Here is a 22,582-nt window from a genome sequence, read left to right on the forward strand (position 1 = left end):
GCTTGATCCCCCTGACCAACTTGTCAGCGGCATCCTTCGATGTCCCGGACTTCTTGTTCATCTTCGCTCCATAATGGCTTCGATGAACCAGAAATCCTCCCTTGCGCAAACCCCTAAATCTAACCGGTAGGTGCTGAAGTCAGACATGTCAACCAGTTCTTCACGATCCGCAATCGTGATACACTTCGATTATCATGGCCGGTCCTTGAGGACTACCGGCGCACGATCTGGTTGAGTGCGACATGGCCAACAGCAAAGTAACGCTGCCGCTGCGCCCCTCCGCATCTCTCTAACTGAACTTTCCACACTAAGGCTTGACCTACTGCCTTATTGTAGATTATTCATTAAGCATGAAATCCAATGCTTTTATACAAATTGTAGCAGATGCATACAAGCTCGAGGAAAAGACCGTAAAGCTTTATGCTCGGTTTATGAAGGAAGCTGGACTGATCACCTCTGGAGCACGGGGGGTGAACGCGCCGCACATGCATCCGAGAGATGCAGTACGCCTTACAATTGCTTTGTTAGCGACTGGTACGGCAGCACATTCAGTTAGACTATATAAGCGTTTTTCTGGAATGAAATATCAGCCTGATAGCTCTAAAGGTCCCCATCCTGCTTCACTTGGTGTCCATGACGGTGCAACTCTGGAATCTGTCCTGCTACACATGTTTACCACGAACATGTTCCCCGAGGGAGTTGAGGGCGGCGGGCCGTTCGAATGCGCACCGTACCTTGAGTTGCAAGAGAACCAACGGATCGCCACCATCGAGCACTCGCCTCTGGTGGATGGGAAGTATATCCATGACGAGCGCGAGCGTGCGGGTCTGTACTTTGCCACCCGCGACCGCCCCAAAGACATGGCGCTTGAAGACCGCCGCGCGCACGGCGGCATTTTTATATCCCGTGGTGTCGCTCCAATTGCCCTCACTAAATGCGCCCTGCCGTTCTACCTCGAATGGCAGGACAAGGTTTCGTGGGAGACCATGCAGAAAGAGGCCAAGGAAGGGAGCATTCTGCAGCCTCCCGACGGTGACTCTACGCCAGAAAAAGGTCTGTGGTTCGACCGTGATCTGGGGGAGGCATGACAATGGAGCGCCGCCCTGCCGCAATTCGCAAATCTGATCTGACGCCTGCGTTTGAGGCTGCAAAAGCGGCGGGCTATGATCACGTGTCAATTGTCGTGGAAACAGAAGATGGCAAGCGTTTTCTGATTACAGCTGCAGTGAGCGGCAATATCCCAAAGCCGGATATGACGGTGCTCGAAAAGTGGAGGGCAGGCCGTGCCAAAATCTGATCTACCCAGAGGTGTGCATCGTGTCCGACGTAAGCTATCGAACGGTAAGAGCCGTTTCCATTTCTACGCATGGCGTGGAGGACCAAAGTTCTGGGAGGATGAACAGCGCAGGCCGAGCGATCCGGAATTCTTTGTTGCCTTCGCAGACGCTGTGGCACGTCCGAAACCAGCCGACTACATGACACCACAAATGGTCAATGACTTTCTGTCCAGCACTGCTATGCTAAAAAGTGAACGATCGCAGGCAGACATTCGAAAGTGGGGACTGAGGTTTGCAGACCACTTTAAGGATGCGCCTGCCATAATTTTTGAAGATCGTGGTGCGCGGGGCGAGGTAAACGAATGGCGGTCACTCTGGAAGCATTCGCCCAAGCAGCATGATATGGCCGGGACACATGCTGTTCGCATCCTCAATTGGGCGGTGGAGGAAGGCAAATTGGCCGAACACCATTGCCACAAGCTCCACCGGCTCTATGAGATGGATCGCTCAGAAATAGTCTGGACGTCGGCTGATCGCGAAGCCTTTAACCTGATTGCACCTGAATGGGTGCAACGCCTTCTCTGCGCCGCCTGCGAAACCGGCTTACGCCCCGCTGACCTGATCAAGCTTACACCTGCACATGTTGAAAACACGCCGCGTGGTCGTCGCTTGCGTGTCAGGACAAACAAGCGCAAGCGACTGGCTTATATACCGATCACACCCGCATTAGCTCAGGCAATAGACACAACTCCGCCTGGAAGGTTGCTGATCCTGACAAACGCCAGTGGCAATCCCTTGACGCCCCATCGAGCTTCCGAGGGTGTTCGGCAGTGGCGTGACAAAGCCAAGCTATCCGATGAGTTACGACTTTATGATGCGCGTAGTACAGCAGCAACGCGATTGTTAAATGCCGGCCTTTCTCTTGCGGAAATCGCCAACCACATGGGTTGGTCTGCGCGCTACGCAGCAAACGTAATCGAGCACTATGCGCATGTTTCGCCAAGTGAAACCGATGCTGTACTGATCAAACTCGCAGAAGCAAAAGGGTATGTACAGTGAACAAAACTGTAAACGCTCTTGTAAACCGCGCTGTTCGCGCAATCGCGGAGATGAGCTAAGTGCTTGAAATTAAATGGAGGCGAGTACCGGAATCGAACCGGTGTACACGGATTTGCAATCCAATCGCTTTCTCAACGAATTCAAAGTATTAAGCCCTAAAAAGTATCACGACAAAGCCAGAACAGATGGTGAAACTGATACCAGGGTAAATCTGACCCTTACGAAAATTTCAGCCACGTATGCGCGTATGGCACGGCATTGTGGAGCAGAACTATGAGCGCGTCCTGGCGTCAGGAATGGGCGCAGGCCATTCGTGCTGCGACCGAGTTGAGCATGACGGCGCGGATGTTGGGGCAGGTCTTGGCGCTGGACTATGCCAACGGTCAGACCGGTCAATGCAATCCCTCACGTGAGACTTTAGCGCGGCATTTGGGTGTCTCAGAAGGCACCATAAAGCGTGCGATATCTGATTTGGTCAAGGCAGGTTGGCTGGCCAGAACTGAAGCAACAGGTCGCAATCGCACGGTTCAATATAGCTTTCTCAGCCCAGGGACAGTCGTCGGCTTCAACACAAACAAACGGCGGGACGCGGGTCAAAAACGACCCGTGATACGGGGCAGTACGCGGGTCAAATCTGTGCTCCCCCATATAAAGGAAGGAACCAAGTAAAGAACCAAAACGCGCGCGCAAACCATCCGCCCTCTTGCCCCGTAGATCACGTTACAGTCATCCCCACTGGCTCCATTCGCGAAGAAGAATGGGACAAATGGCTTAGCAAGCACGGATGGCCGACGGTCCGCGAGCTTGGAGTGAGAACGAGCGATGGATGGGGCATGCCCTCCCCCATGCCCCCGAACCCAAGTGATGAGCACGACATAGCATTGAGAAAGACTCAGAAGTTCTTGACCTGGGCAGTTGATCGGCAGGCCGAGAGAAAAGGCGCTGTCGCATGACAAAGGGAGTGGTGAATGCAAAACCAAGATGCAAGTTGCATGTGCCGCTAAAAGGCAAACATTGGGAGTGACGAGTGCTTGTGTTCTTGTTTGCCTGAGAGACCAAATGCGCACAGATCAGAGTCTTGCCGATGTCGCCACACATCTCATCACCGGGGGCGGGTTGAAAACTTCGAAGTTCTGGGCGCTAGACCCACGTGCTATCGCAGTCAGAGATTTTTCTGCGCAAAGGGAAACTTACAATGCACTGGGATTTGTCCAACGCCCCTACCCTTGCTAAATGCCTTCTGCAGCCGCATTATATTCTTGGCCCAACGTCTCACCAAACATCAAACTGCGGTCTGCTATGGCTCGAGGTCGCGCCACAACGTCAATTCAGTCGGCATGGCAAAGCTCAAAAATGGTGCAATAATTCATTGTATTTTAGAGCTACCAGCGGTGGGGTCGGAATTCTAGTTGCATGGCAGCAACCGCGCGTAGGAGTGTTCCAAATGGCCAGCACGCATTGAGAAAAGCCCGGGGGGGTATAAAATGTTCAGTTGCCTGTCGTCGGCGACCAGCGGGGATAATCAGATTTTTGCGCGCGCCGTTTTAGGAGGGGGGTATGACTTATAAACACTGTTTCAAGATGCGGTTTAAGGCAGTCGAAGCTGGCAACGGAGATTGGCATTTCAAACCGCCATCAAAGCAATCTAAAAAAACTACTGTTTGGTATTATCATATTAAAACGAGACTATGTAACGGTGGGTCAGCTCAAAATAGAACATCTACAATCCGTCTTTGGGCTGATTTTGTTGAAAAACTCTGGCTTGATCGACGACTTATAGGCTGATTCAATTCTCTTATCGAGCGGGAGGATTGGCGATGATGGGACCAAGGCAAGAGGCGCAGGCGGCTTTGTTCTACGAGTTCTCGCTAGAGGATCACGTTCCCCATGACCATCTGGTGCGGTCGATTGATCGGTTTGTTGATCTGACCAGCGTCCGCGCGTACATGGCGGATTTCTATAGCCACACCGGTCGCCCATCTATCGATCCCGAACTGCTGATCCGGATGCTGCTGGTGGGGTATTGCTTTGGCATCCGGTCTGAGCGGCGGCTTTGCGAGGAGGTGCATCGGGACCTCGCCTATCGCTGGTTTTGCCGCCTTGATCTTTCGGACCGCATCCCGGACCATTCAAGCTTTTCCAAGAACCGTCACGGTCGCTTCCGTGAGAGTGTAGGAGTGGAGAGCTTACCCACTCAATGTGCGGCCGTTATGCATTCAATAGAGCTTACACGCTACACTGAATGACCGATCCGGACGTTCACAAAGGCCATTGGGTTATATCAGGCCAGATCACAACCTGGAGTGCATCGCTGAGAACGCGGACTAAACGAACACCTGGAGCGGCACCAAACGAGATAAAGCTAGGCTACACGGTGACCATCATATCCAAGGCGATTAGAATGCTTTCTATTAAGCGGTGCTTTGCCGGTTTGGCATTTTGTTGATTGACAGCCAAATCAACCTAAGGATTACTAATACTATCAAAATATCCCAAAGTTCAAAATAACTTAAGTGATGCCCTTATGAGAAATGAACAGTTTCGGCACAGCTTCGGTGTCTTTTGCCTAATCGCAATGGCTTTAAGCTATGTACCATCAAATGCAGTGGCAGAAGATGTTGCAGCTGACGGACTCTATACTTTTCCAGAGCGGCACGACCCACCGACTGCCATTGATGAAGATGTGGACGCTTGTGCTCTTTTTGAAACAGAGCAGGAGTTCGTAGTATTCAACTTAGTTCTGAATATGGAAGACAAGCGTATTCAGATGCGTGTCCCGAAAGTTTACTTGGAAGATCGTTGGGATTGGGTTCATGAGACTGAACACACAGCCCAGCTCTTCCGAGTGGATATAAGAGATTTCACTCCTGTCACGCGTCCGGAGACGTCGCATCGAAACAAACAAGGTAACTGGAATTGGATCACTTTTGTGATCAACGATTTGGTTTCGTTAGACGAAATTGCTCGTTTGCAAGTAGAAGCAGCTGTTGGAAATGGTCTTGAAGTGTTGATGCCGGAAAATTTCGGTAAACTGATTAGGCTAGGTCGTCCACAAGATACTAAACGTGTCGAACTTGTAGATTACGACCTGATTGATGGCCCCCACAGACTGAAGCAAATCGATCATCCAAATACCTTCAACAACAAAAATACATTCGTTGATCTGGATTCAAACGGCGCCATACTGAATGCGTTCAGCTGCACTATGAATGGTCGCGCGTTAAACCCGATGTGCAGCCAGACTTTCGAGTTCAAAACCATGACAGTCCAACTCGACTATCGCCTTTCTGAACTACCGAATTGGCACGCTCACAAGGCGCGCGTCGAGGAGTTTCTAACCTGCGCCGTACTTGAGATAGAGGAGACTTGATATGGCGACCTTGACACAAGACCAACTGGCTATTCTTAACTTCCACGCGCAAGCGGGTGATCGTATCGCCTACTATGAAGCCTTAGAAAGGTTTGGGGATGCTTACGGCGAGCTTGCCTTGGGGGTTGTTCTAAACAATACACTGGCGGGTCAAGCGGCTAATAACTTTCTTGAAAATACTGCGGAAGATGAAGTTGGAAGCATATCTAATAATCAGTTGGCACTGATTGGACTTCAGCTAATGCAAGCTGACAATGCAGTTAGGCAGTCAAATAATGGTAATGCAAGCATAGATGATATCCAGCGCTATCACGAACTGGTTTTTGGAAGTGTATCTGGTGTATCAGCAAACGCTTGGACGCCGAATTATTATCTCCAGAGCTTTTCAACAGCTAGTGAACGCCAATCTGCATGGGACGCGCTCGTGGGCGCCGGTCCTGGGGAAACATATTTAGAAATCGCTGCACGCCGAATTGAATTCATTCAGGAATATCTTGATGGTCTTGAAAATCCGCCATTTACGGATCCTTTGATAGTCATAGATGAACCGCGGCAGTTTTTGATTGACGCTGGATTAGATGCTAATTTTGTCGACTATGTCAAAGGTTACGGAGAGTATCTGACAGAGCTACAATTCGCCGGATTTGGCGCTGCCTTGCCAGGACCTAGTGGCCCACCCAGCCCTTACGATGTTTCGATACAAGGTGCAGGTCAGATGATTGCAGGAGACGCATCAAATGATGAGATTACCGGGACTAGTGGCAGTGACGTGATCATGGGCTTTAGTGGAAATGATGCTCTGATCGGCGGAAACGGCAATGACCGCATCTATGGAGACATCGGAATTGACGTGCTGGTTGGTGGTCGAGGCGCCGATGTTTTGAATGGCTGCAGCGGACGCGACGAAGCCAGCTACAGTCTAACAGCAGAAGGAAATATTGGACGACAGCAGGGTATCACGGTGATCTGGACTGATACTAACACTGAACAACTTCAAGAGATTTGGGGGCGACAGGCTTATCTTGTAGATGATGGCCTCGGTTCCGTAGATACAATTATGGATACTCCAATTGTCGTTGGCAGTAGTTTTGATGACACGTTTGTTCTTGGTGGTGATCTAAACGCTAGTGGTGAGCTGCCGCAGCATTTGGATGGCTCATTTGTCGCAATTGGCGGTGAGCAACCCACTGATGCAAATGCAATTGTGGGTGACACGATTGACCTCTCGGGATTGGCTGCAAATCAAGTCACTGTGGACTTAATACCAAATACTGTTTCGGGAGGCAGTATCAGGGCTGGTGCATCTCAAAGGGAAATTCTGACAATAGTTAATATTGAAAACGCGATTGGCACAAACAATGACGACACGTTTCTTGTTGGCGGCCAGCGCAGTGAGATCCTGGGGTTGGGCGGTAGTGATATTGTCACCGTGCAGCAAGCTGGGATTATTATATTTGATGGCAGTACTGATACAAATGGCGAAGACATCGATAGTATATCCTTCGAGATACCGACGCAGGGCTTGTTCATGCTGGGTCTGGATAATGGCGGTACAGACCTTTTTGTTATTCAGGATGCGTTTGTCAGTGACGGGTTCGGATACATCGTCAGCAACACAGAGCTGATCTCGTTGTCTGATGGTCTTGATTTTGTCAGTCTGTCACAAATGCCGACAACGCCGGGTCTTACAATCGATGGTCTTGGTATGGGTGACTATCTATATACCAATGACATCGATGTCTCAGCCCAACCTGCAGGACTTGGTGGCACCTTTATCCTGGAAGATGAAACGGCTGAAAACCCAAACACTGGTTTTTTTGAGATCAACGGACAACGCGTCGATATCAGTGGGTTTGCAAATCTTCGAGCCACAAATGGGACCGATACGATACAGGGGTCAGCTGATCAAAACACGATCGAAGGTTTTGGCGGAAACGACACGATCATCGGCTTGGATGGGTTCGATCTTTTGTCCGGCGATGAGGGTGACGATGTTATGATTGGTGGTATCGATTTCCGTGAGATGACACCGACAGAAGCGGACTATGCCGCTGATACCGTCGATATCCTTTATGGTGGTGCCGGCTTCGATACATATCATGCCGTTCGGGGAGATCAGATTTATGACGTCGAATTCGCACCTGAAGGCCAATCATTTGGCGACGGCGAAGTCATCTTTGAGGGCATCACATTAACAGGCGGTACAGCAATTTCACCAGCCAACGCGCCGCGTCTGTCTCTCCCTGGAGCTGGTTTGAGCCCAGATGATTTCATGTACTTCCAAGGGCCAAACTCTGAGTTTTATTGCGTCGCAGAAACCAGCTACATTGACCCCTTTGGAATGACGCGGTCTACAACGCTCTGCATCGTTGCAATCGAAACCCCTGATGGAGGGTTGAATACAATCTCAATTTGGGACTTTGACATGAGTGCGCCAGAGTATCTGGGAATATCTTTAACAGGCGGTGCTGCACCACAACAAAACAGATCAGTACCGAATGACTTGCCGTTGGCTTTGCAAGTTGATGAGTTCATTTTTGACACTCCAGTTGCTGGGCCAGATGGGGATGAATTTGAACTTGAATTCATATCACCATCCGCCATCCTGGATCAAAATGATCTAGTAGATGAGCATGACCTGAATTCTGGTGCATATCGGTTAGCAACGGACATGCTGTCAGAAGACTTGGAGCAATTTGTGTTTACATAGCTACTATGCATTGCCTGTCTTGGGTTGGAGGGCGCGCAGCCCACAATAAACAGAGGCGCAGCCCTTGTTCGGCCCTTGCCAGGTGGCGGGGGCCTACTTAGCCGCAATCGCCGTCTCAGACACACGCTGACGAACTTCCACTTGACCCAGCCCCCTGATCAGGGCCGCTCAGGTGTAGGAACTGTTGCCGTTTCTTTCTGTTGATTGGGTTGCGGTCAAGACCGGCTGAGTGGAGCCATTGCGGAGCTCAAGCGAAGCCGGTCGAGTGGAACGTAGCCTTTGGGCGAACTCGGTTGGTGTCTGTCCCGCCAAAGACGTGTGTGGTCTGTTGATGTTGTAGTAGATCCTCCATGTTTCGATGATCCGGCGTGCCTCCGCGAGGTTGCCGAACAAATTTTCGTTGAGGTAAGGCAGTATCGGGCGGTGCAGATCAAAGCGAAACGCTGGCGAACGCAGCTGCAAAACAGATTGCCGCCGCCTTGCAACAGCGCGGATTTGTTGCCGTAGTCAATCACGGCATGTCGCGCTTTTGTATCGACGTAGCTGCGCGCCGCGCGGATGACCCAGACTTTAAACTGGCGATCCTGATTGATAGCAAAGAGACCTATGCCAGCCATGCCACTTTAGAAGTTCTGACCGAACGCGCCATTCTGCTTGAGGCTTTTGGGTGGCGCGCTGTGACCGTTACGATGCGGGAGTGGAAAAGCGATCCGACCAGGATTTTGGAAACGCTTGAGACGCAATTGGGGGTCAACTTCGACTGAATACGTACTAACCTCTACATCAAACACGTTCTGAATATCGAAATTTGTCGTTCGTCAAAGGCGGTGTTAAATTACCGCCCAAATCTGCTGATCCGTCTTTTGACAAACACCCTGAACGAATGGCCGGATCTTACTCTGAACGACGGCACGTGATGCTTTGGAAGGTGCGGCGTTCACAACGCTGAGTACACATATAGCAACTGAGGTGCCCTTAGTTTCCTAGACACCTGCCTTGTTCAGTTTCTGCCGTAGGCTCTCTCGTTGAGTCGGCTGCGCTTTGCCCTAGTGACCGGTCTGAGAAACCTACCATTTTCATAAGATATGCGCCTATTGAGCCGACATATTTGAAGAAGTCTCCGAGCATCATCTGGTCAAGGGGCGGACAGGCAAATTGAAATTACGGCCTGCTGTTTGAGTGTTTCAATCTTCACAAAACCTCCGAATGTAAGACCTGTATAGAATTTCGCCTTACTGTTTCGCTTTAAGAACAAACAGAACCTATTGACAGTTCCAACTGCCGGCCTGTAATTGTATTATTGCAATTACCAATAGCGAGGAATCTTTCAATATGAAGTTTCGTACCAAAGCAGCGTGCCGGATTGCGCGAATTGATCCGCAACGCTTTAATGAAGATGTTGCCTCGGGTGACTATCCACACGCACCGAAAACACGTTCTGGGGTCTCTCGCGTCTTTGATGAAGCCGATATTGCTGGGCTTTTGATTTATCGTCACTTAATGGATATTTTTGGCGATCGCGGCTTCACGAAAAAAACAGCTGCTATGTATGCAGGTGGTATCATCCAAGCGCTACGCGCTCCCACGACCACAGATCGCTCGCGCGTTGATTTTCCGATCAATGGGTTCAATGACGACGGTGTGCCGTGCAACAAAGATGAGCCACCTTACTTTGGAAATGAAAGAAATCGGGCGCTCGCAGCAACGATGTCTTTCGATCTCGAACACATACTAAAAGTTGTTCGCCAAGGCATGGCCGAAGAAGCCCAAGTCCTGGGTGAAGAAGACTAACACATGCCTGTCGTCGTCCCCATCATCCTGGCCAGTGAGCGCAGCGCTGCAAAGCTTCTTGATATGAAGCCTTCGCAGTTTCTTGCCTTGGTTGACGAGGGCGTGCTCCCCAAACCTGTGAATATTGGTGGTTTGGATCGCTGGGATGTGGAGCAATTGCGTGCCATCGCAAGTGGAAACATGGCAAATGAACCGGGGATTATCGAATGGTAAAGCATCGTAAGAAATTCCTCTGGCAGCACTCGTCAGGGCGTTGGTATGTGCGCAAGCAGATCGACGGAAAGATGAGCTACCTTGGCAGAATCACGGCCGAGGAAGGCACGGAAGACTTTGATACCCAGTACTGGGAGATCGTGAGCGGCAAGAAAGCCCAGGCAAAGCATTCATGGTCCGAACTGATCAAAGATCTGCGCGCAACCGAATTCTGGGAAAGAAAATCACCACGCTATCGGCGCGATCTTGAGCCAGTCTTCGAATATCTTGAAGCAAAGATCGGAAAAAAAAGATGTTCGTCATCTGACGGTCGCTGATGCCTATGACGCAATGGAAGCCAATAGCCATCGTGTTCGATTTGCCAACTACATTCCAACCGCGCTGAGCATGTTGTCGAAACGGGCCATCCGTAAGCGTTGGCGCAACGACAACCCGTTCATTGGCCTTGAGCCTCTCAAAGTTCCTGAAGAGCGTAAGAAACCGCATATTCCGTGGACCGATTGGGCCGTGACAAAAATTCGGAGTGAAGGAGAAGAAGAGCCATTGCTGATTTTTGAGATCGGCGTTGGCAGCGTTCAACGCCCCGGTGACTGGGTAGAGTTTCAATGGGGCGATTATGACGGATACAACCTACAACTTCGCCAGAATAAAACGAAGATTGATCTTAAACTGCCGTGCACACCAAAACTCAAAGCTGCCCTTGATCGTCATAGGGCCAGTCTTGGGTTTGAACCGCATCCATCACGGCACATTCTAACGCGGTCTGATGGATCACCTATGGACTATTTCGCTATGGCGCGCGTGATGACGCGTGAACGCAAGCGCCTCGGTCTGATGGCGTACGATCAACACGCAATGCGTTATCGTGGCGTCATGGAGTTAGCATGGGCTGGATGCACCGATGACGAGATCATGAGTTACAGCGGCCACACAACAAAAGAAATGGTCATTCAATACGCCGATCTGGCACGACAAATCATGCGTGCGACATCCGCGGCAGAGAAAAGGAGGTTATGGGAAAAGCTTTAGAACAGAACAAGCACAGAACAAGAAACTGATACCCAAGGTGATACCCTATGATCAACAAAAACTGTAACCCATTGAAATCATTGGAGGCGAGTACCGGAATCGAACCGGTGTACACGGATTTGCAATCCGCTGCGTCACCACTCCGCCAACTCGCCTTTGTGGTGTGAAATCTAGCGTCTAATTAAACGCTAGATTTTCGTCAACTACAATCTCTACCAACGCTCTACTCATTTATGTTTTGTTTTTGTTTTGTTCGCGTGCGATTTGCGTCTTCATAGCGCGTGTCTTAGAAGTGGCTTGATTTGTCTGAAGAGTTTGAAGCCGTTTCGTAAGTAGATTTCCCGCTCACGAAGTCATCCAACTACGCGGTGACGGTTTTTGACATTGTAGCCCCTTACTACCATGTAGCTATATGCTACATAATTGATGTGAAACGGATCGCGTACTCTAAAGCTGCAGTGAAAGCCTTGGCGAAAATGCCGGCAAATATGGCTCATTTGATCCGTACCAAGACCGAAGCCTATGCTGCTGATCCAGCGTCACAGGCTAACAATGTGAAAGCTCTGAAAGGGCAAGACGAAATCCGGCTGCGTGTCGGCGATTGGCGTGTGATTATGAATGACCGTGGTGAGATCATAGAAATCTCCAAGATCGCCCCACTTGGCAGCGTATACTAAGGATGTCCAGATGAACGACATGATCACGATGCCACGTGCCGAATATGATCGGTTGGTAGAAATCGCAGAAGATGCGGCAGACATTGTTGCGATTGAAGAATTCAAAACCAAACTGGCACGCGGTGAAGAAGAATTCGTTCCCGCTGAATTTGTGAACCGGATGTTGGATGGCGAAAGCCTCCTGAAACTCTGGCGCGAACATCGCGGGCTAAGTCAGAATGAGTTGGCCAAACTCTCTGGCGTCAACCGCATTCAGATCGGCGATATCGAGGACCGGGGCAAAACCGGTTCCGTGGCCACATTGAAAAAGTTGGCCGATGCCCTTGATTTGCAGATTGATGATCTGGTCTCTTAACCTCCACTCCAACCTCGGCTAGATAGTCGATCTTGACCTGTGCATAACACCGGCAATTGATGGTGTCGGCACCGCTTGCGCCCAAGGACGCGTCCCCTGGCCGAAGAGGGAATTAAAGAGCGCGTCAGATACGGTCTTCTTCGGATCAACCCCAACTGATCATCCAGCGGTTCAACGCCATAGATTGTTTCGATGATCAGGCTGGGGCTGCCGGGTGTCGTCTGTGGCTCGGTTGCCATATCCCACTGGTTGAAGTTTATGCCATCGTGGTCGATCATGGACTGGTTAAATATCTCAGAAATTTTTTTGGAACTTAAACTGATAAGGTTATGTCAGAGCCTCAGGCGTGTTCATCAAATAAGTCCTCTGCAAATAACCAACTCAGTTAATATATTCTGATAAGATCAGTCTTGCCAAGAGCTTGTCAGCTATGAGCTGAATTTCCGCCTGAATTATACCTGCAAAAAGTGTGTCAGTTATAAAGACACAATGATTGAAAATTATGTGGCATGGGTCGGCCTAGAGCTTGGTTGTCGGATGGTTCAAGTGTCTAAATGTAGCTGATTATCGTGGGGCAGCTCCATCGTAACCTATTGATTTCATTAGAGCGATTATAGTGCGCTTGTGGGACACAAAGCTATTGATATTATTAAATAAATTAGGATTTTTTGACCTCATCGCCCGCTCCAAAAAATCTCAGGATCATTCCAATCTGCGCGATGTAGAACTGCATCGGCGCAACGGAATTGCCGGGACGGGGCCGTTTTTGCTTTGCAATCCCAAAAATCGCAGCTAATTCGATAAGCTGATTGGGAGGAAACATGACAGCAGAAGACCGTCCGTGGACGGCCTTTTATGGCCCGTCCGTGCGCAAGGAAATCACGACACCGCATTACAGAACCATCGGCGATCTGGTCAGTGCCGCGGCCCATTTACACGGGCGAAAACCAGCGTTCACGACCTGTTTGCCGAACGGAATGAACGGCACGCTGACATTCGAACAGGTTGACGAAATGTCAGACGCACTGGCCGTTTACCTGCGCGAAATCGCAGGACTGGCCAAAGGTGACCGGGTTGCGTTGCAGGTGCCCAATGGGCTGTCTTTTCCGGTGGCGGCTTTCGCCGTGTTGAAAGCCGGCTGCATTCTGGTCAACGTCAATCCGCTTTATACCGCTGAAGAGATGGAAAAGCAGTTCGCCGATGCGGAACCCAACGCGCTGATCATCGTCGATATGTTTGCCGACAAGCTGCCTGGCGCGATCAAGGGTCATCCGATCCCGAATATTATCGTGACACAAGTGGCCGAATTTCTGCCCGCCATGCCACGTGGCATCGTTCGGCTGGTCCAGAAATACTGGGATAAGACGCTGCCGCCCATCGATTTGCCGCATATCCGTCTGCCTGATGCGATTGCGGCGGGGCGCACGAAACGCACAAGCCAAAGCATTGAGGTCGAAGAATACAGCACCGAGATTGACCCAAGTGATATCGCCTGCCTGCAATATACCGGCGGCACGACGGGTGTGTCCAAAGGCGCGATGCTCAGCCACGAAAACCTGATCGTGAACATGGAACAGACCATGGAACTGATCAGCGGTGTTGAAAAAGGCAAAGAGGTCGCGCTGACCGCCCTGCCGATGTATCATATCTTTGCCTTCACGGTGAATTTGCTGGGCTTTTATTGGCTGGGCGCGCGCAACATCCTGATCCCCAATCCCCGGCCTTTGTCGAACCTGAAACGCGCGTTTGAGAATTATAAGATCACATGGCTCAGTGGTGTGAATACGCTGTTTAATGGTTTGACCAACGAAATCTGGTTTCAGGACAGCCCGCCAAAACATCTGAAATTCGCCTCGGCCGGGGGGATGGCGCTGCAAAGTTCGGTGGCCGAACGGTGGGAAGAGGTGACCGGAAAACCGGTGCTTGAGGGATATGGGCTGACCGAATCCTCGCCCGTGCTGACGTTCAATCCCCTGGGCAAGACGCGGCCCAATTCCATCGGTATCCCCGTGCCCTCAACCGTCGTGCGCTGTGTCGATGAAAACGGCAACCCGGTGCCCTTGGGCGAGCCGGGCGAATTGGCCGCTATGGGGCCGCAGATCATGAAGGGCTATTGGAAAAAGCCCGAAGAAACCGCGAAGACCCTGCAGGACGGCTGGCTGCTGACCGGTGATATCGCCACGATGGACAAGGACGGCTATTTCCGGATTGTCGACCGCAAGAAGGACATGATCCTTGTGTCAGGCTTCAACGTCTATCCGAACGAGATCGAAGATTGCCTGGCTGCCCACCCCGGTATCAGTGAAGCGGCTGTGATCGGCGTGCCCGACGGTGCCTCGGGCGAGGCGATCAAGGCCTTCATCGTACCCCATGATACGGCCCTGACCCAGGATGACATCCGCGCCTATTGCAAGGAACATCTGACAAATTACAAGGTGCCGAAAACCGTGGAATTCCGCGATGATCTGCCGAAATCCAACGTCGGGAAGATCCTGCGCAAGGATCTGCGTGCGGAAGAAACAGAAATCAAAGGCGCCGCCTAAACGGGCGCCTAATGCGGGACAAGGATCGATATGGTCGGACCACTTGAACAAGCCGTTCTGGCGCTGATGATTTTCGTGATCATGCTGGGGATGGGGGCGTCACTGACACCGCGCGATTTCGTTCTGGCGCTGAAACGGCCCTATGGGCTGATGATCGGTGTTGTGTCGCAGTACGGCTTCATGCCGCTGATCGGATTTGTCCTGGCTCTGACACTGCCGGTGCCCGAGCCCATAAAAATCGGCATCCTGATCATGGCCTGTATGCCGGGCGGCACGACATCGAACATTTTCACCTATTTCTCAAAGGGCAATCTGGCGCTGTCGGTTCTGATGACGGTGACATCGACGGTTTTTGGAGTGCTGCTGATCCCATTGGTTCTGATCATCTACGCGGGCGCGCTGAACGTCGACATCCCCCGCGAAAACATCATTGCCACGCTGGTTCTGCTGCTGGTGCCCGTGGCGATTGGCATGGTGATGCGCAAGCTGAACGCGAATGTCGGCGCGGTGACTGAATTTCTGGGGTCGCTTCTGGCGGTGATCTTTATCGCGTTTCTGATGATTTCCTGGGTCCCGCGGAACTGGACGTTTCTGATGAACACCAGTTGGGCGGTCTATTTCGCGTCGATCGCGATTGGTATCATCGGTATCACCATCGGATATCAGTTCGCCCGCGCCCTGCGTCTGCATCCCCGGAACGCGCGCACGGTGGGGCTTGAGACAGGTATCCAGAACGGCCCGCTGGCCGTTGCTATCGTGGCCTTTACCTTTTCGGGGACCGAGGAACAGGCGATCATGGCGATCCCGGTGCTGTATTCGCTATTCATCGTGATTATCTCGACCCTTGTCACATTTTATTTCCGGCGGGCCAATCTGGCCGCGGAACAGAAGATGCCGGATGGTTTGCTTTAGGTCGGCGCGGTCCCGGACGTGATCCGGGACCTATGACTGACACTATTTTTGATCAGCGCGGCGGAAGGCGCCCTGTACGATCCGGTCGATGACCATCGCGACGAACAGAATGGCAAAACCGCCCAACAGGCCCGGCCCTTTGGCCGCAAACTGCAGCGCCTCCAGGATCACCTGACCCAGGCCCCCGCCACCGATCAGCGAGATGATGACGACCATCGACAGGCACATCAGGATAGTCTGGTTCACCCCCGCCATGATCGACGGCAAGGCCAGGGGCAGTTCCACGTCCTTCAACAACTGCCAGCGCGTGGCACCAAAGGCTGTTGCGGCCTCCTTAATATTCTCGGGCACGCCCCGCATACCCAGCGCCGTCAGCCGGATCACAGGGGGCATACCAAAGATGATCGTGGCCAGAATGCCCGGCGGATTGCCCGTGCCGAAAAACGCAATGATCGGGATCAGATAAACAAATGCCGGCAGGGTCTGCATCAGGTCCAGCACCGGTTCCGCAAAGCTGTAGGCGCGCCTGGATTTGCCGAACCAGATGCCCAGCGGGATGCCCATGACAATGCACAGGACCACCGCCGCACCAACCAATGCAACGGTTTCCATCGCGATTTCCCAGTACCCCAGAAACGCGATATAGGCCAAAGCTGCCGCGGTAAAGATCGCGACACGTGGCCCGGCCGACCGCCATGCAATCACCACAATGACCGCCATAACAACGGGCCAGGGCGTGCCGATCAGCGCGACCGAAATTGCGTCCAGCACCTGACGCACCATCAGGACGATACCATCAAACATGCCCGACCCACTGGTCGCGGCGTTATCAATCACTGCCTCAAGCCAGCGCGCCGTATCAGAATAGTGATCCGGGTTCGCGGGAAAATCCGTGATCCATTCGCTGACACCTTCGACGGTAAAACGATAGACCGTCAGTGGAATGATCACCAAGCCCAACGCCGCACCCAACAAGATGTTCTGCAGTTTCATCCCCGACGGCACGCTGGCCGGATCAACGCGCCAGCGACTGTATTGTTTTTCGTAGACGACATTGGCCCACAGGCCTTGTACGACCCGCAGGAACACCAGCATGACTATACCGGAAATCAGGATCATCGTGGCATCGGCTGCGGCGGCTTCGGCTGTTTCACGGCTGCGTTCGGCAGCGCGCATCAGGTTATTGCCCAATGTCTCAAACCGCGATCCGTCTTCACCCGCGGCGGTGGCCTCAGTGGCGCGGTTCAGGAATTCCTGCGCGCGGGCCTCTTGCGCCTGGGCGCGGGCCATCTGATCGGCGCCCAACTGTCCCCAACTGCCGCGGCCGATTTGAACAAAGGCAATGATTTCAAGGATGATAAAGGCCCAGAACACGCCCCATATGCCCCGCGCCGCGGCCCAGAACGGCCCAAACACAGCAGCCGCCCAATTGAAGACGCGCGGGATGATCCCGGTTGAATCATGTATCTTATGAAATGACCGCGCATAGTAATCAGCATTTGGGCCAGCAAATTCTGAAATCGAGCGATCCAATGCCTCTCGGTCGATCTTGACATCCGAAACTGACGCAGTCGTCATCGGGTTTTCCGGATCGGGTTGCATCGGAATGTCAGTTGTTGAAGCAGTCATTCGCGCCCCCCTTGAATGCCGCGCAGCAGCGTTTTTTTCGAGATCACACCGACATCCCGACCGTTTTCCGTCACCACGATCGGATGATCGGACTCAACGGACAAATCGATCAGCGCGTCCAGGTCGCTTTGCCCATCAATACGATGCGCTGCGTCTGGCGGGTTGGCGTGGCCGTTGGTCAAAGGCTCCATGATCGTGTGGGCGCGCACCAGTTTCAACCGCGAAATACCCTGAACGAATTCACGCACATAGTCATCGGCGGGTTCCGTCACGATCTGTTCGGGCGTGCCGATCTGTACAATAACGCCGTCTTTCATGATCGCAATGCGATGCCCGATGCGGATCGCTTCATCCAGATCATGAGTTATGAACAATGTCGATTTGTTCAGATTTTCGACCAGCGACTTGAACTGATCCTGCAATTGCAGCCGGATCAGCGGGTCAAGCGCGGAAAAGGGTTCATCCATCAGCAGTATTTCAGGGTCCGAGGCCAGCGCGCGGGCGATGCCAACACGCTGTTGCATGCCGCCTGACAACTCTTTGGGCAGGCGATCTTCGTATCCCGTCAGGTCGACGAGACCCAGGGTATGATCCGAAATCGCCCAGCGGCGTGATTTGGGTATCTTTTGAATTTCAAGTGGATAGGCCACGTTTTCCCGCACGGATCGGTGTGGCATCAGCGCCATGTGCTGAAAGACCATTCCGATGTGGCGCGTGCGCATTTCGCGCAAGGCCTGCGGACTCAAAGCGCCCACATCCTGCCCCAGCACCCGGATCGTGCCGGCGGATGGTTCAATCAACCGGTTGACGTGCCGCACCAGGGTCGATTTACCCGACCCAGAAAGACCCATGATGCAGAAAATCTCGCCCCGGTTGACGGAAAAACTAGCGTCGCGCACGCCGATGACGGTGCCATATTCGTTCAGGGCCTCTGCCTTAGTCAGGTTGGACGACTGTGCCGCAGCAATGGTTTCTTCGGCGCGGGCCCCGAAAACCTTCCAGACGTTGGACAATTCAACAACGCATTCAGACATGATCGCCCTACCCTGTTATTCTTCTTGATTATTGGCCGCCGCGCCTATAGCCCGGCGACCTGTTTTTAAAGGATGAGACAGATCAGTTGGTCAGCCAGCTCAGAACGATCTCTTCATTTGCCTCGACCCATTCGCGGGCGAACTCCTCGACATCCTGATCTTCAACCGACAGCGCATAACCCGCTTGGCTCAGTACCTCGGGCGGCATGCTGTAGTTGTCCAGCATGGCGGCCACTTCGGGAAAGTTTTCGCGAATGCTGGCGGCGTAATGCAAGTGCAATGTGGCGCCTTTCCAAGCGGTCGAGGCCTGGGATTTTTCCAGCCACGCCGGGTCGTCCGTGGGCTGGATGATGGTCCAGGTCGCCGGATCATGGGCGGGTTCTTCCAGATAGGTCAGGTCATAGGCCACGAAGATGAAATGCGGCTCGTAGCAGAAGCCTATCCAAGGTTCATCCGCGGTCACTGCGCTGCCCAGTTCACCCCAGGCGACGGTGCCATCATATTCCTTAAGCTCGACCGTCTGGTCATAGCCATAAGACTTGGCGCGAATTTTCTCGATCGCCGTTGACGCCCAGCCGGGGGCACCGATCCAGACCTCGGGCGTGCCGTTACCGTCTTTGTCAAAGATCGCCATCTTTTCGGGATCGGTCAGATCTTCGATCGAACGGATGTCGTATTTTTCTGCCGTTGCAGTCGTCACGCACATGCCTTGCGTCGCCTGAACAGGGTTTTCGTTCATCACGACCGACTGTTCTTCGTTCACATATTTGTTGTGCAGATTAACCTGATTGGGCAACCAGACTTCGGGGTGCAGATGCATCGACCCGGCATCCATCGCCTCAAAAATGATCGGGTTGGTGCCGTTTTGCAGTTCAACCTCAAGACCAAAGTTTTCTTCGATCACGATTTTCAGGATGTTCGATGTCGCATTGGCTGCTGGCCAGTTCGGGACACCCAGCACAAGATCAGCTGCCTGGGCCATACCCGTCATTCCCACACAGACTGCCGCCGATGTTAGAAGAGTACGCAGTTTTGGGTTTTTCATAAACTGAAATCCTTTTCCCTGTTTCCGGCCTTTTTTGTTTTTGATCAACCGCATCAGACCGCTATGCCGTTGACCTTAGAAAGGCTCTGGGCCAAACCAGAACTTATTTCTGCCCAGAATTTACACAATAAACATTGTTGAAAAACAAGCGTCTTATGGGCGGTTATCCCTAAGCTGCGGATTTTTCAGGCAGAAAAATCCAAAAAAACGGCGCCGTGTTAAATATCGTTGCGAGACAAGCATTTACCATTTTTGAAAAGCTGAAAATAAGCTTCGGAAAACTGTCGATTATCGGGCTTGTCACAGGATGAATTCGCGGGCTTTGCCTAACTTCAGGACGGCTTAGAAAATATTGCTGGGGCTGCGCAGGCTGTTGCGCAGGCAAAGCCCGATCACGATCAGGCTGATGATCAACCACAATACCCCCCACATCATCGTCGTACCACCAAAAGTCTGCGCCATCATAAAAGCGTCCGATGACAGATGGGACGCGCCAATGTATCGCTGAAAATATCATAGGGCACATAGATCATACTGGTCAGCCCGATGATCCGCAGCACAAGATCATTGATCTGGTGGCTAAGATAGCGCGCCATGGCCAGCATCGCGGCCCCGGTGATCAGACCGAAAGCCAGCGCGAAGGGCGTACGGATGTATAGGATCGTGATGATGATCAAAACCACACCCACACTCGCCATCCACCAGGTATCCGCCTGCGTGCGCAGAGCCGCCATGAACAAGGCAACCCCGCACAGAAGCGACCCGATATAGCCCGCAAACAGGATGGCAAAACGGCTGCCGCCCGCCGTTGTAGCAACTCCGCCCTGCTGCGGGGATAGTGTGATTTCGATGATCTGCCCGCCAGTCAGAATTGCCGCCAGCCCATGAGAGATTTCATGGAAAAACACCACCAACATCTTCAGCGGAAAAGCCAGCAGAGTGTTCCACAACAAAAACACGACAGCGGTCGTCAACAAAAGCTGCCAGTGCCCTTTCAGAAAGCTCATACCTGCATCGCGGCCTGCATCTGGGCCAAGATGTCGGCTGGTTCGTCGGTTTGCCAAACCTCTTGCCCAATTGCAAAAAAATCGGTGATGGGCGCCATTTGCCGAATGACATCAAGGCTTAGGGCGCCTTCGGCAACCACGGGCGTTTCGATCATTTCGGACCACCATTGGAAAAGATCGGCCTCGGCCCGTGTGCCGTCGCCCAGGGGTGTTTCCCCAACCGGGCCGAAGGACACATAGTCCGCGCCCGCCTCGGCCGCGGTCATCCCGTCATGCCGCGAGGCCTTGCAATAGGCCCCGACGATCGCGTCGTCGCCCAGATCCTTGCGCACTTTTCGCACCGACCGCGCGCCGTCGTTCAGATGAACGCCATCCAGCCCAAGCCGTTCGACCATCATGATGTGCGTGTCCAGCACCAGGGCAATATCGCGGGCATGGCAAACTTCGCGGCAGGCATCGGCGGCGCGGCTGATCTTGTCTTCATCGGTTGTCGCCATGGTTAGCCGGACACAGGCGACCTGATTGCGGTCTAGCACCTGCGCCAGTTGATTTGGAAAAACCGACAGTTCGAACTCGGGCGGGGTGATCAAATAGACCTGCGGATGCTGATCGGCCTCGGACATGGGGGCAACCTTTCTTTTTTGCTGTCATATCGCGGGCTTGCGTCCAAGCCAAGGGGGGCCTAGACGGGGCGCCATGACACCTGATCCACAACCCTTTTTCGTTCTGGTCCGCCCTCAGATGGGCGAAAACATCGGCGCTGCGGCGCGAGCGATGTGGAATTTTGGCCTGGACCGGATGCGGATCGTCGCGCCGCGCGACGGCTGGCCCAATCAGAAAGCCGTCGCCATGGCCAGCGGCGCCGGTCGTCTGTTGGATGAGGCGCGGTTGTGCGGGGATACGGCCGAGGCTTTGTCAGATTGTACTTATGTCTTTGCAACAACGGCGCGGCAACGGGGGCTGACAAAACCGGTGTTCAGCCCCGAGGCCGCGATGCGGCACGCGGTTGAAAAAATACAAGCTGGTCAAAAGGTTGCGGTTCTTTTCGGCCCCGAACGATCCGGTCTGGAAAACGACGATATTGCCCGTGCGAATGCCATCATCTCGGTCCCCGTGAACCCGGATTTTCCATCGCTGAACCTGGCCCAGTGCGTTTTGCTGACCGCGTATGAATGGCGCAGGCAAACCGCTGATATCACCCACGAAACCACTGATCTGGCCCGCACCGAATGGGCCGAGCAGATCGAGATCGAAAAACTGGCGGACCACTATGAGGATCGCCTGGGTCAGGCCGGTTTCTTTTTCCCTGATGAAAAGGCCGAAGGCATGAAGCTGAACCTGCGCAATTTATGGAGCCGGATGCCCCTGACCCGCGCCGATGTTCAGATGCTGCACGGCGTCTTGCGGCAGATGGTGCGCTGGAAAGACCGCGGCTAGGTCAATTCGTCTTTCACGGCCTGCATCGAGACGTGGGTCGAGGTATTGCCGACATTCGGCAGGGCAGAAATCGTTTCGCCCAGCACCTGACGATAGCTTTTGATATCCTTGGTCCGCACTTTCAGCAGATAATCGAAGGCACCGGCGATCATATGGCATTGCTCAATCTCAGGCACCTGACGCACGGCGGCATTGAAGGCGCTTAATGCCTTTTCCGTGGTATCGGTCAGCTTGACCTCGACAAAGGCGACATGGTCCTGGCCCAGTTTCGCGGGGTCCACAACAGCGCGAAATCCTGTGATAAAGCCGTTGGCCTGAAGACGCTTCAGCCTGATCTGGCAAGGCGTTTTTGACAGACCAACGCGTTTGGACAAATCAGTGACCGATAGGCGGCCATCTTGCCTGAGGATCGCAAGGATCGCCTTATCAAAACGGTCTAATTCATCACTTTCTAGCATTATAGCAGCCTTCTAAACTATAAAGTCGAGATAAAT

The 22,582-nt window shown here is 52.7% G+C and carries 24 protein-coding genes, 2 tRNA genes and 1 pseudogene; 17 read left to right on the top strand and 10 right to left on the bottom strand.

Annotated elements, in window-relative coordinates; all coding sequences use genetic code 11:
* Window positions 1–350: 350 nt before the first annotated feature.
* The 3 genes from H7848_RS15130 to H7848_RS20270 are packed head-to-tail and all read left to right on the top strand — an operon-like array spanning window position 351 to window position 2,336.
* The gene (locus H7848_RS15130; RefSeq protein ID WP_208353096.1) at window positions 351–1,088 is read left to right on the top strand and encodes a hypothetical protein; all 738 of its coding nucleotides are present in this window, start codon (window positions 351–353) and stop codon (window positions 1,086–1,088) included.
* A gap of 2 nt (window positions 1,089–1,090) precedes the next feature.
* Window positions 1,091–1,297, top strand: coding sequence for a CHAP domain-containing protein (locus H7848_RS15135; RefSeq protein WP_208353098.1), 207 nt, complete (start codon window positions 1,091–1,093; stop codon window positions 1,295–1,297).
* Window positions 1,284–2,336: a tyrosine-type recombinase/integrase gene (locus H7848_RS20270; protein WP_336512119.1), complete on the top strand. Its 1,053-nt coding sequence runs from the start codon at window positions 1,284–1,286 to the stop codon at window positions 2,334–2,336. The genes H7848_RS15135 and H7848_RS20270 overlap by 14 nt, the downstream gene beginning before the upstream one ends.
* A gap of 74 nt (window positions 2,337–2,410) precedes the next feature.
* On the opposite strand, the gene H7848_RS15145 is transcribed toward H7848_RS20270, so the two are convergent.
* Window positions 2,411–2,491, bottom strand: a tRNA-Cys gene (locus H7848_RS15145).
* Between the two features lie 118 nt (window positions 2,492–2,609).
* Here H7848_RS15145 and H7848_RS15150 point away from each other — a divergent pair.
* The 4 genes and pseudogenes from H7848_RS15150 (at window position 2,610) to H7848_RS15165 (ending at window position 8,416) form a co-directional block, all read left to right on the top strand.
* On the top strand, window positions 2,610–3,005 hold the full coding sequence (locus tag H7848_RS15150) for a helix-turn-helix domain-containing protein (protein WP_208353101.1): 396 nt from the start codon (window positions 2,610–2,612) through the stop codon (window positions 3,003–3,005).
* Between the two features lie 1,148 nt (window positions 3,006–4,153).
* Window positions 4,154–4,507 (top strand): annotated as a pseudogene (locus H7848_RS15155) (transposase); the annotation flags it as partial.
* A 353-nt stretch (window positions 4,508–4,860) separates the two neighbouring features.
* Window positions 4,861–5,706: a hypothetical protein gene (locus H7848_RS15160; protein WP_208353105.1), complete on the top strand. Its 846-nt coding sequence runs from the start codon at window positions 4,861–4,863 to the stop codon at window positions 5,704–5,706.
* A 1-nt stretch (window position 5,707) separates the two neighbouring features.
* Window positions 5,708–8,416, top strand: coding sequence for a calcium-binding protein (locus H7848_RS15165; RefSeq protein WP_208353108.1), 2,709 nt, complete (start codon window positions 5,708–5,710; stop codon window positions 8,414–8,416).
* Window positions 8,417–8,584: 168 nt separating this feature from the next.
* Here H7848_RS15165 and H7848_RS20345 read toward each other — a convergent pair whose 3' ends face one another.
* Window positions 8,585–8,878 carry an integrase core domain-containing protein gene (locus tag H7848_RS20345; protein ID WP_208353111.1) on the bottom strand — a complete coding sequence of 98 codons (294 nt, stop codon included), beginning with the start codon at window positions 8,876–8,878 and terminating at the stop codon, window positions 8,585–8,587.
* 5 nt (window positions 8,879–8,883) lie between these two features.
* Here H7848_RS20345 and H7848_RS15175 point away from each other — a divergent pair, with 5 nt between their 5' ends.
* The 5 genes from H7848_RS15175 to H7848_RS15190 all read left to right on the top strand — a co-directional run bounded on the left by H7848_RS15175 (window position 8,884) and on the right by H7848_RS15190 (window position 11,449).
* Window positions 8,884–9,180: a hypothetical protein gene (locus tag H7848_RS15175; protein WP_336512121.1), complete on the top strand. Its 297-nt coding sequence runs from the start codon at window positions 8,884–8,886 to the stop codon at window positions 9,178–9,180.
* A 568-nt stretch (window positions 9,181–9,748) separates the two neighbouring features.
* A complete protein-coding gene (locus tag H7848_RS15180; protein ID WP_208353116.1) occupies window positions 9,749–10,207 on the top strand; it encodes a hypothetical protein in 459 nt (152 codons plus the stop codon).
* A gap of 3 nt (window positions 10,208–10,210) precedes the next feature.
* Window positions 10,211–10,420: a hypothetical protein gene (locus tag H7848_RS15185; RefSeq protein WP_208353120.1), complete on the top strand. Its 210-nt coding sequence runs from the start codon at window positions 10,211–10,213 to the stop codon at window positions 10,418–10,420.
* The gene (locus tag H7848_RS19925; protein WP_237072776.1) at window positions 10,414–10,737 is read left to right on the top strand and encodes a hypothetical protein; all 324 of its coding nucleotides are present in this window, start codon (window positions 10,414–10,416) and stop codon (window positions 10,735–10,737) included. Before H7848_RS15185 ends, H7848_RS19925 begins: the two co-directional genes overlap by 7 nt.
* Window positions 10,667–11,449, top strand: a complete 783-nt coding sequence (locus H7848_RS15190) for a tyrosine-type recombinase/integrase (RefSeq protein WP_237072777.1) — start codon at window positions 10,667–10,669, stop codon at window positions 11,447–11,449. Before H7848_RS19925 ends, H7848_RS15190 begins: the two co-directional genes overlap by 71 nt.
* 81 nt (window positions 11,450–11,530) lie before the next feature.
* Here H7848_RS15190 and H7848_RS15195 read toward each other — a convergent pair.
* Window positions 11,531–11,604 (bottom strand) — tRNA-Cys (locus H7848_RS15195).
* Window positions 11,605–11,877: 273 nt separating this feature from the next.
* Here H7848_RS15195 and H7848_RS15200 point away from each other — a divergent pair.
* The 4 genes from H7848_RS15200 (at window position 11,878) to H7848_RS15215 (ending at window position 15,936) form a co-directional block, all read left to right on the top strand.
* A complete protein-coding gene (locus H7848_RS15200; RefSeq protein WP_208353123.1) occupies window positions 11,878–12,126 on the top strand; it encodes a type II toxin-antitoxin system RelE family toxin in 249 nt (82 codons plus the stop codon).
* A 10-nt stretch (window positions 12,127–12,136) separates the two neighbouring features.
* The gene (locus H7848_RS15205; protein ID WP_208353126.1) at window positions 12,137–12,481 is read left to right on the top strand and encodes a helix-turn-helix domain-containing protein; all 345 of its coding nucleotides are present in this window, start codon (window positions 12,137–12,139) and stop codon (window positions 12,479–12,481) included.
* Window positions 12,482–13,302: 821 nt separating this feature from the next.
* The gene (locus tag H7848_RS15210) at window positions 13,303–15,024 is read left to right on the top strand and encodes an AMP-binding protein (protein ID WP_208353127.1); all 1,722 of its coding nucleotides are present in this window, start codon (window positions 13,303–13,305) and stop codon (window positions 15,022–15,024) included.
* Between the two features lie 30 nt (window positions 15,025–15,054).
* On the top strand, window positions 15,055–15,936 hold the full coding sequence (locus H7848_RS15215; protein WP_208353129.1) for a bile acid:sodium symporter family protein: 882 nt from the start codon (window positions 15,055–15,057) through the stop codon (window positions 15,934–15,936).
* 42 nt (window positions 15,937–15,978) lie between these two features.
* Here H7848_RS15215 and H7848_RS15220 read toward each other — a convergent pair whose 3' ends face one another.
* From H7848_RS15220 to H7848_RS15240, 6 genes are all read right to left on the bottom strand, one after another.
* Window positions 15,979–17,565: an ABC transporter permease gene (locus tag H7848_RS15220; RefSeq protein WP_237072778.1), complete on the bottom strand. Its 1,587-nt coding sequence runs from the start codon at window positions 17,563–17,565 to the stop codon at window positions 15,979–15,981.
* Window positions 17,562–18,599, bottom strand: a complete 1,038-nt coding sequence (locus H7848_RS15225) for a quaternary amine ABC transporter ATP-binding protein (protein WP_208353131.1) — start codon at window positions 18,597–18,599, stop codon at window positions 17,562–17,564. Before H7848_RS15225 ends, H7848_RS15220 begins: the two co-directional genes overlap by 4 nt.
* A gap of 82 nt (window positions 18,600–18,681) precedes the next feature.
* Window positions 18,682–19,644: an ABC transporter substrate-binding protein gene (locus H7848_RS15230; RefSeq protein WP_208353133.1), complete on the bottom strand. Its 963-nt coding sequence runs from the start codon at window positions 19,642–19,644 to the stop codon at window positions 18,682–18,684.
* A gap of 342 nt (window positions 19,645–19,986) precedes the next feature.
* A complete protein-coding gene (locus H7848_RS20220; RefSeq protein ID WP_272874415.1) occupies window positions 19,987–20,109 on the bottom strand; it encodes a hypothetical protein in 123 nt (40 codons plus the stop codon).
* Complete coding sequence (locus H7848_RS15235) at window positions 20,106–20,651, bottom strand: M50 family metallopeptidase (RefSeq protein ID WP_237072779.1); 546 nt, start codon at window positions 20,649–20,651, stop codon at window positions 20,106–20,108. The genes H7848_RS20220 and H7848_RS15235 overlap by 4 nt, the downstream gene beginning before the upstream one ends.
* Window positions 20,648–21,274 (bottom strand): thiamine phosphate synthase, encoded by a 627-nt coding sequence (locus tag H7848_RS15240; protein ID WP_208353136.1) that lies wholly within the window; start codon window positions 21,272–21,274, stop codon window positions 20,648–20,650. Before H7848_RS15240 ends, H7848_RS15235 begins: the two co-directional genes overlap by 4 nt.
* A 73-nt stretch (window positions 21,275–21,347) precedes the next feature.
* Here H7848_RS15240 and H7848_RS15245 point away from each other — a divergent pair, with 73 nt between their 5' ends.
* Window positions 21,348–22,088, top strand: a complete 741-nt coding sequence (locus H7848_RS15245; protein WP_208353139.1) for an RNA methyltransferase — start codon at window positions 21,348–21,350, stop codon at window positions 22,086–22,088.
* Here the strand turns inward: H7848_RS15245 and H7848_RS15250 are convergent.
* A complete protein-coding gene (locus H7848_RS15250) occupies window positions 22,085–22,546 on the bottom strand; it encodes an Lrp/AsnC family transcriptional regulator (protein WP_208353141.1) in 462 nt (153 codons plus the stop codon). The genes H7848_RS15245 and H7848_RS15250 overlap by 4 nt on opposite strands.
* Between the last annotated feature and the right edge of the window lie 36 nt (window positions 22,547–22,582).

It is taken from the genome of Pseudaestuariivita rosea (genome assembly GCF_017592335.1).
GTDB lineage: Bacteria > Pseudomonadota > Alphaproteobacteria > Rhodobacterales > Rhodobacteraceae > Parasulfitobacter > Parasulfitobacter rosea.

Excerpts from the sequence above, each read along its gene's own strand:
- H7848_RS15130 (WP_208353096.1), top strand. The coding sequence starts at position 351 with ATGAAATCCAATGCTTTTATACAAATTGTAGCAGATGCATACAAGCTC.
- H7848_RS15135 (WP_208353098.1), top strand. The coding sequence starts at position 1,091 with ATGGAGCGCCGCCCTGCCGCAATTCGCAAATCTGATCTGACGCCTGCG.
- H7848_RS15150 (WP_208353101.1), top strand. The coding sequence starts at position 2,610 with ATGAGCGCGTCCTGGCGTCAGGAATGGGCGCAGGCCATTCGTGCTGCG.
- H7848_RS15160 (WP_208353105.1), top strand. The coding sequence starts at position 4,861 with ATGAGAAATGAACAGTTTCGGCACAGCTTCGGTGTCTTTTGCCTAATC.
- H7848_RS15165 (WP_208353108.1), top strand. The coding sequence starts at position 5,708 with ATGGCGACCTTGACACAAGACCAACTGGCTATTCTTAACTTCCACGCG.
- H7848_RS15180 (WP_208353116.1), top strand. The coding sequence starts at position 9,749 with ATGAAGTTTCGTACCAAAGCAGCGTGCCGGATTGCGCGAATTGATCCG.
- H7848_RS15185 (WP_208353120.1), top strand. The coding sequence starts at position 10,211 with ATGCCTGTCGTCGTCCCCATCATCCTGGCCAGTGAGCGCAGCGCTGCA.
- H7848_RS19925 (WP_237072776.1), top strand. The coding sequence starts at position 10,414 with ATGGTAAAGCATCGTAAGAAATTCCTCTGGCAGCACTCGTCAGGGCGT.
- H7848_RS15205 (WP_208353126.1), top strand. The coding sequence starts at position 12,137 with ATGAACGACATGATCACGATGCCACGTGCCGAATATGATCGGTTGGTA.
- H7848_RS15210 (WP_208353127.1), top strand. The coding sequence starts at position 13,303 with ATGACAGCAGAAGACCGTCCGTGGACGGCCTTTTATGGCCCGTCCGTG.
- H7848_RS15215 (WP_208353129.1), top strand. The coding sequence starts at position 15,055 with ATGGTCGGACCACTTGAACAAGCCGTTCTGGCGCTGATGATTTTCGTG.
- H7848_RS15220 (WP_237072778.1), bottom strand. The coding sequence starts at position 17,565 with ATGACTGCTTCAACAACTGACATTCCGATGCAACCCGATCCGGAAAAC.
- H7848_RS15225 (WP_208353131.1), bottom strand. The coding sequence starts at position 18,599 with ATGTCTGAATGCGTTGTTGAATTGTCCAACGTCTGGAAGGTTTTCGGG.
- H7848_RS15230 (WP_208353133.1), bottom strand. The coding sequence starts at position 19,644 with ATGAAAAACCCAAAACTGCGTACTCTTCTAACATCGGCGGCAGTCTGT.
- H7848_RS20220 (WP_272874415.1), bottom strand. The coding sequence starts at position 20,109 with ATGATGGCGCAGACTTTTGGTGGTACGACGATGATGTGGGGGGTATTG.
- H7848_RS15235 (WP_237072779.1), bottom strand. The coding sequence starts at position 20,651 with ATGAGCTTTCTGAAAGGGCACTGGCAGCTTTTGTTGACGACCGCTGTC.
- H7848_RS15240 (WP_208353136.1), bottom strand. The coding sequence starts at position 21,274 with ATGTCCGAGGCCGATCAGCATCCGCAGGTCTATTTGATCACCCCGCCC.
- H7848_RS15245 (WP_208353139.1), top strand. The coding sequence starts at position 21,348 with ATGACACCTGATCCACAACCCTTTTTCGTTCTGGTCCGCCCTCAGATG.
- H7848_RS15250 (WP_208353141.1), bottom strand. The coding sequence starts at position 22,546 with ATGCTAGAAAGTGATGAATTAGACCGTTTTGATAAGGCGATCCTTGCG.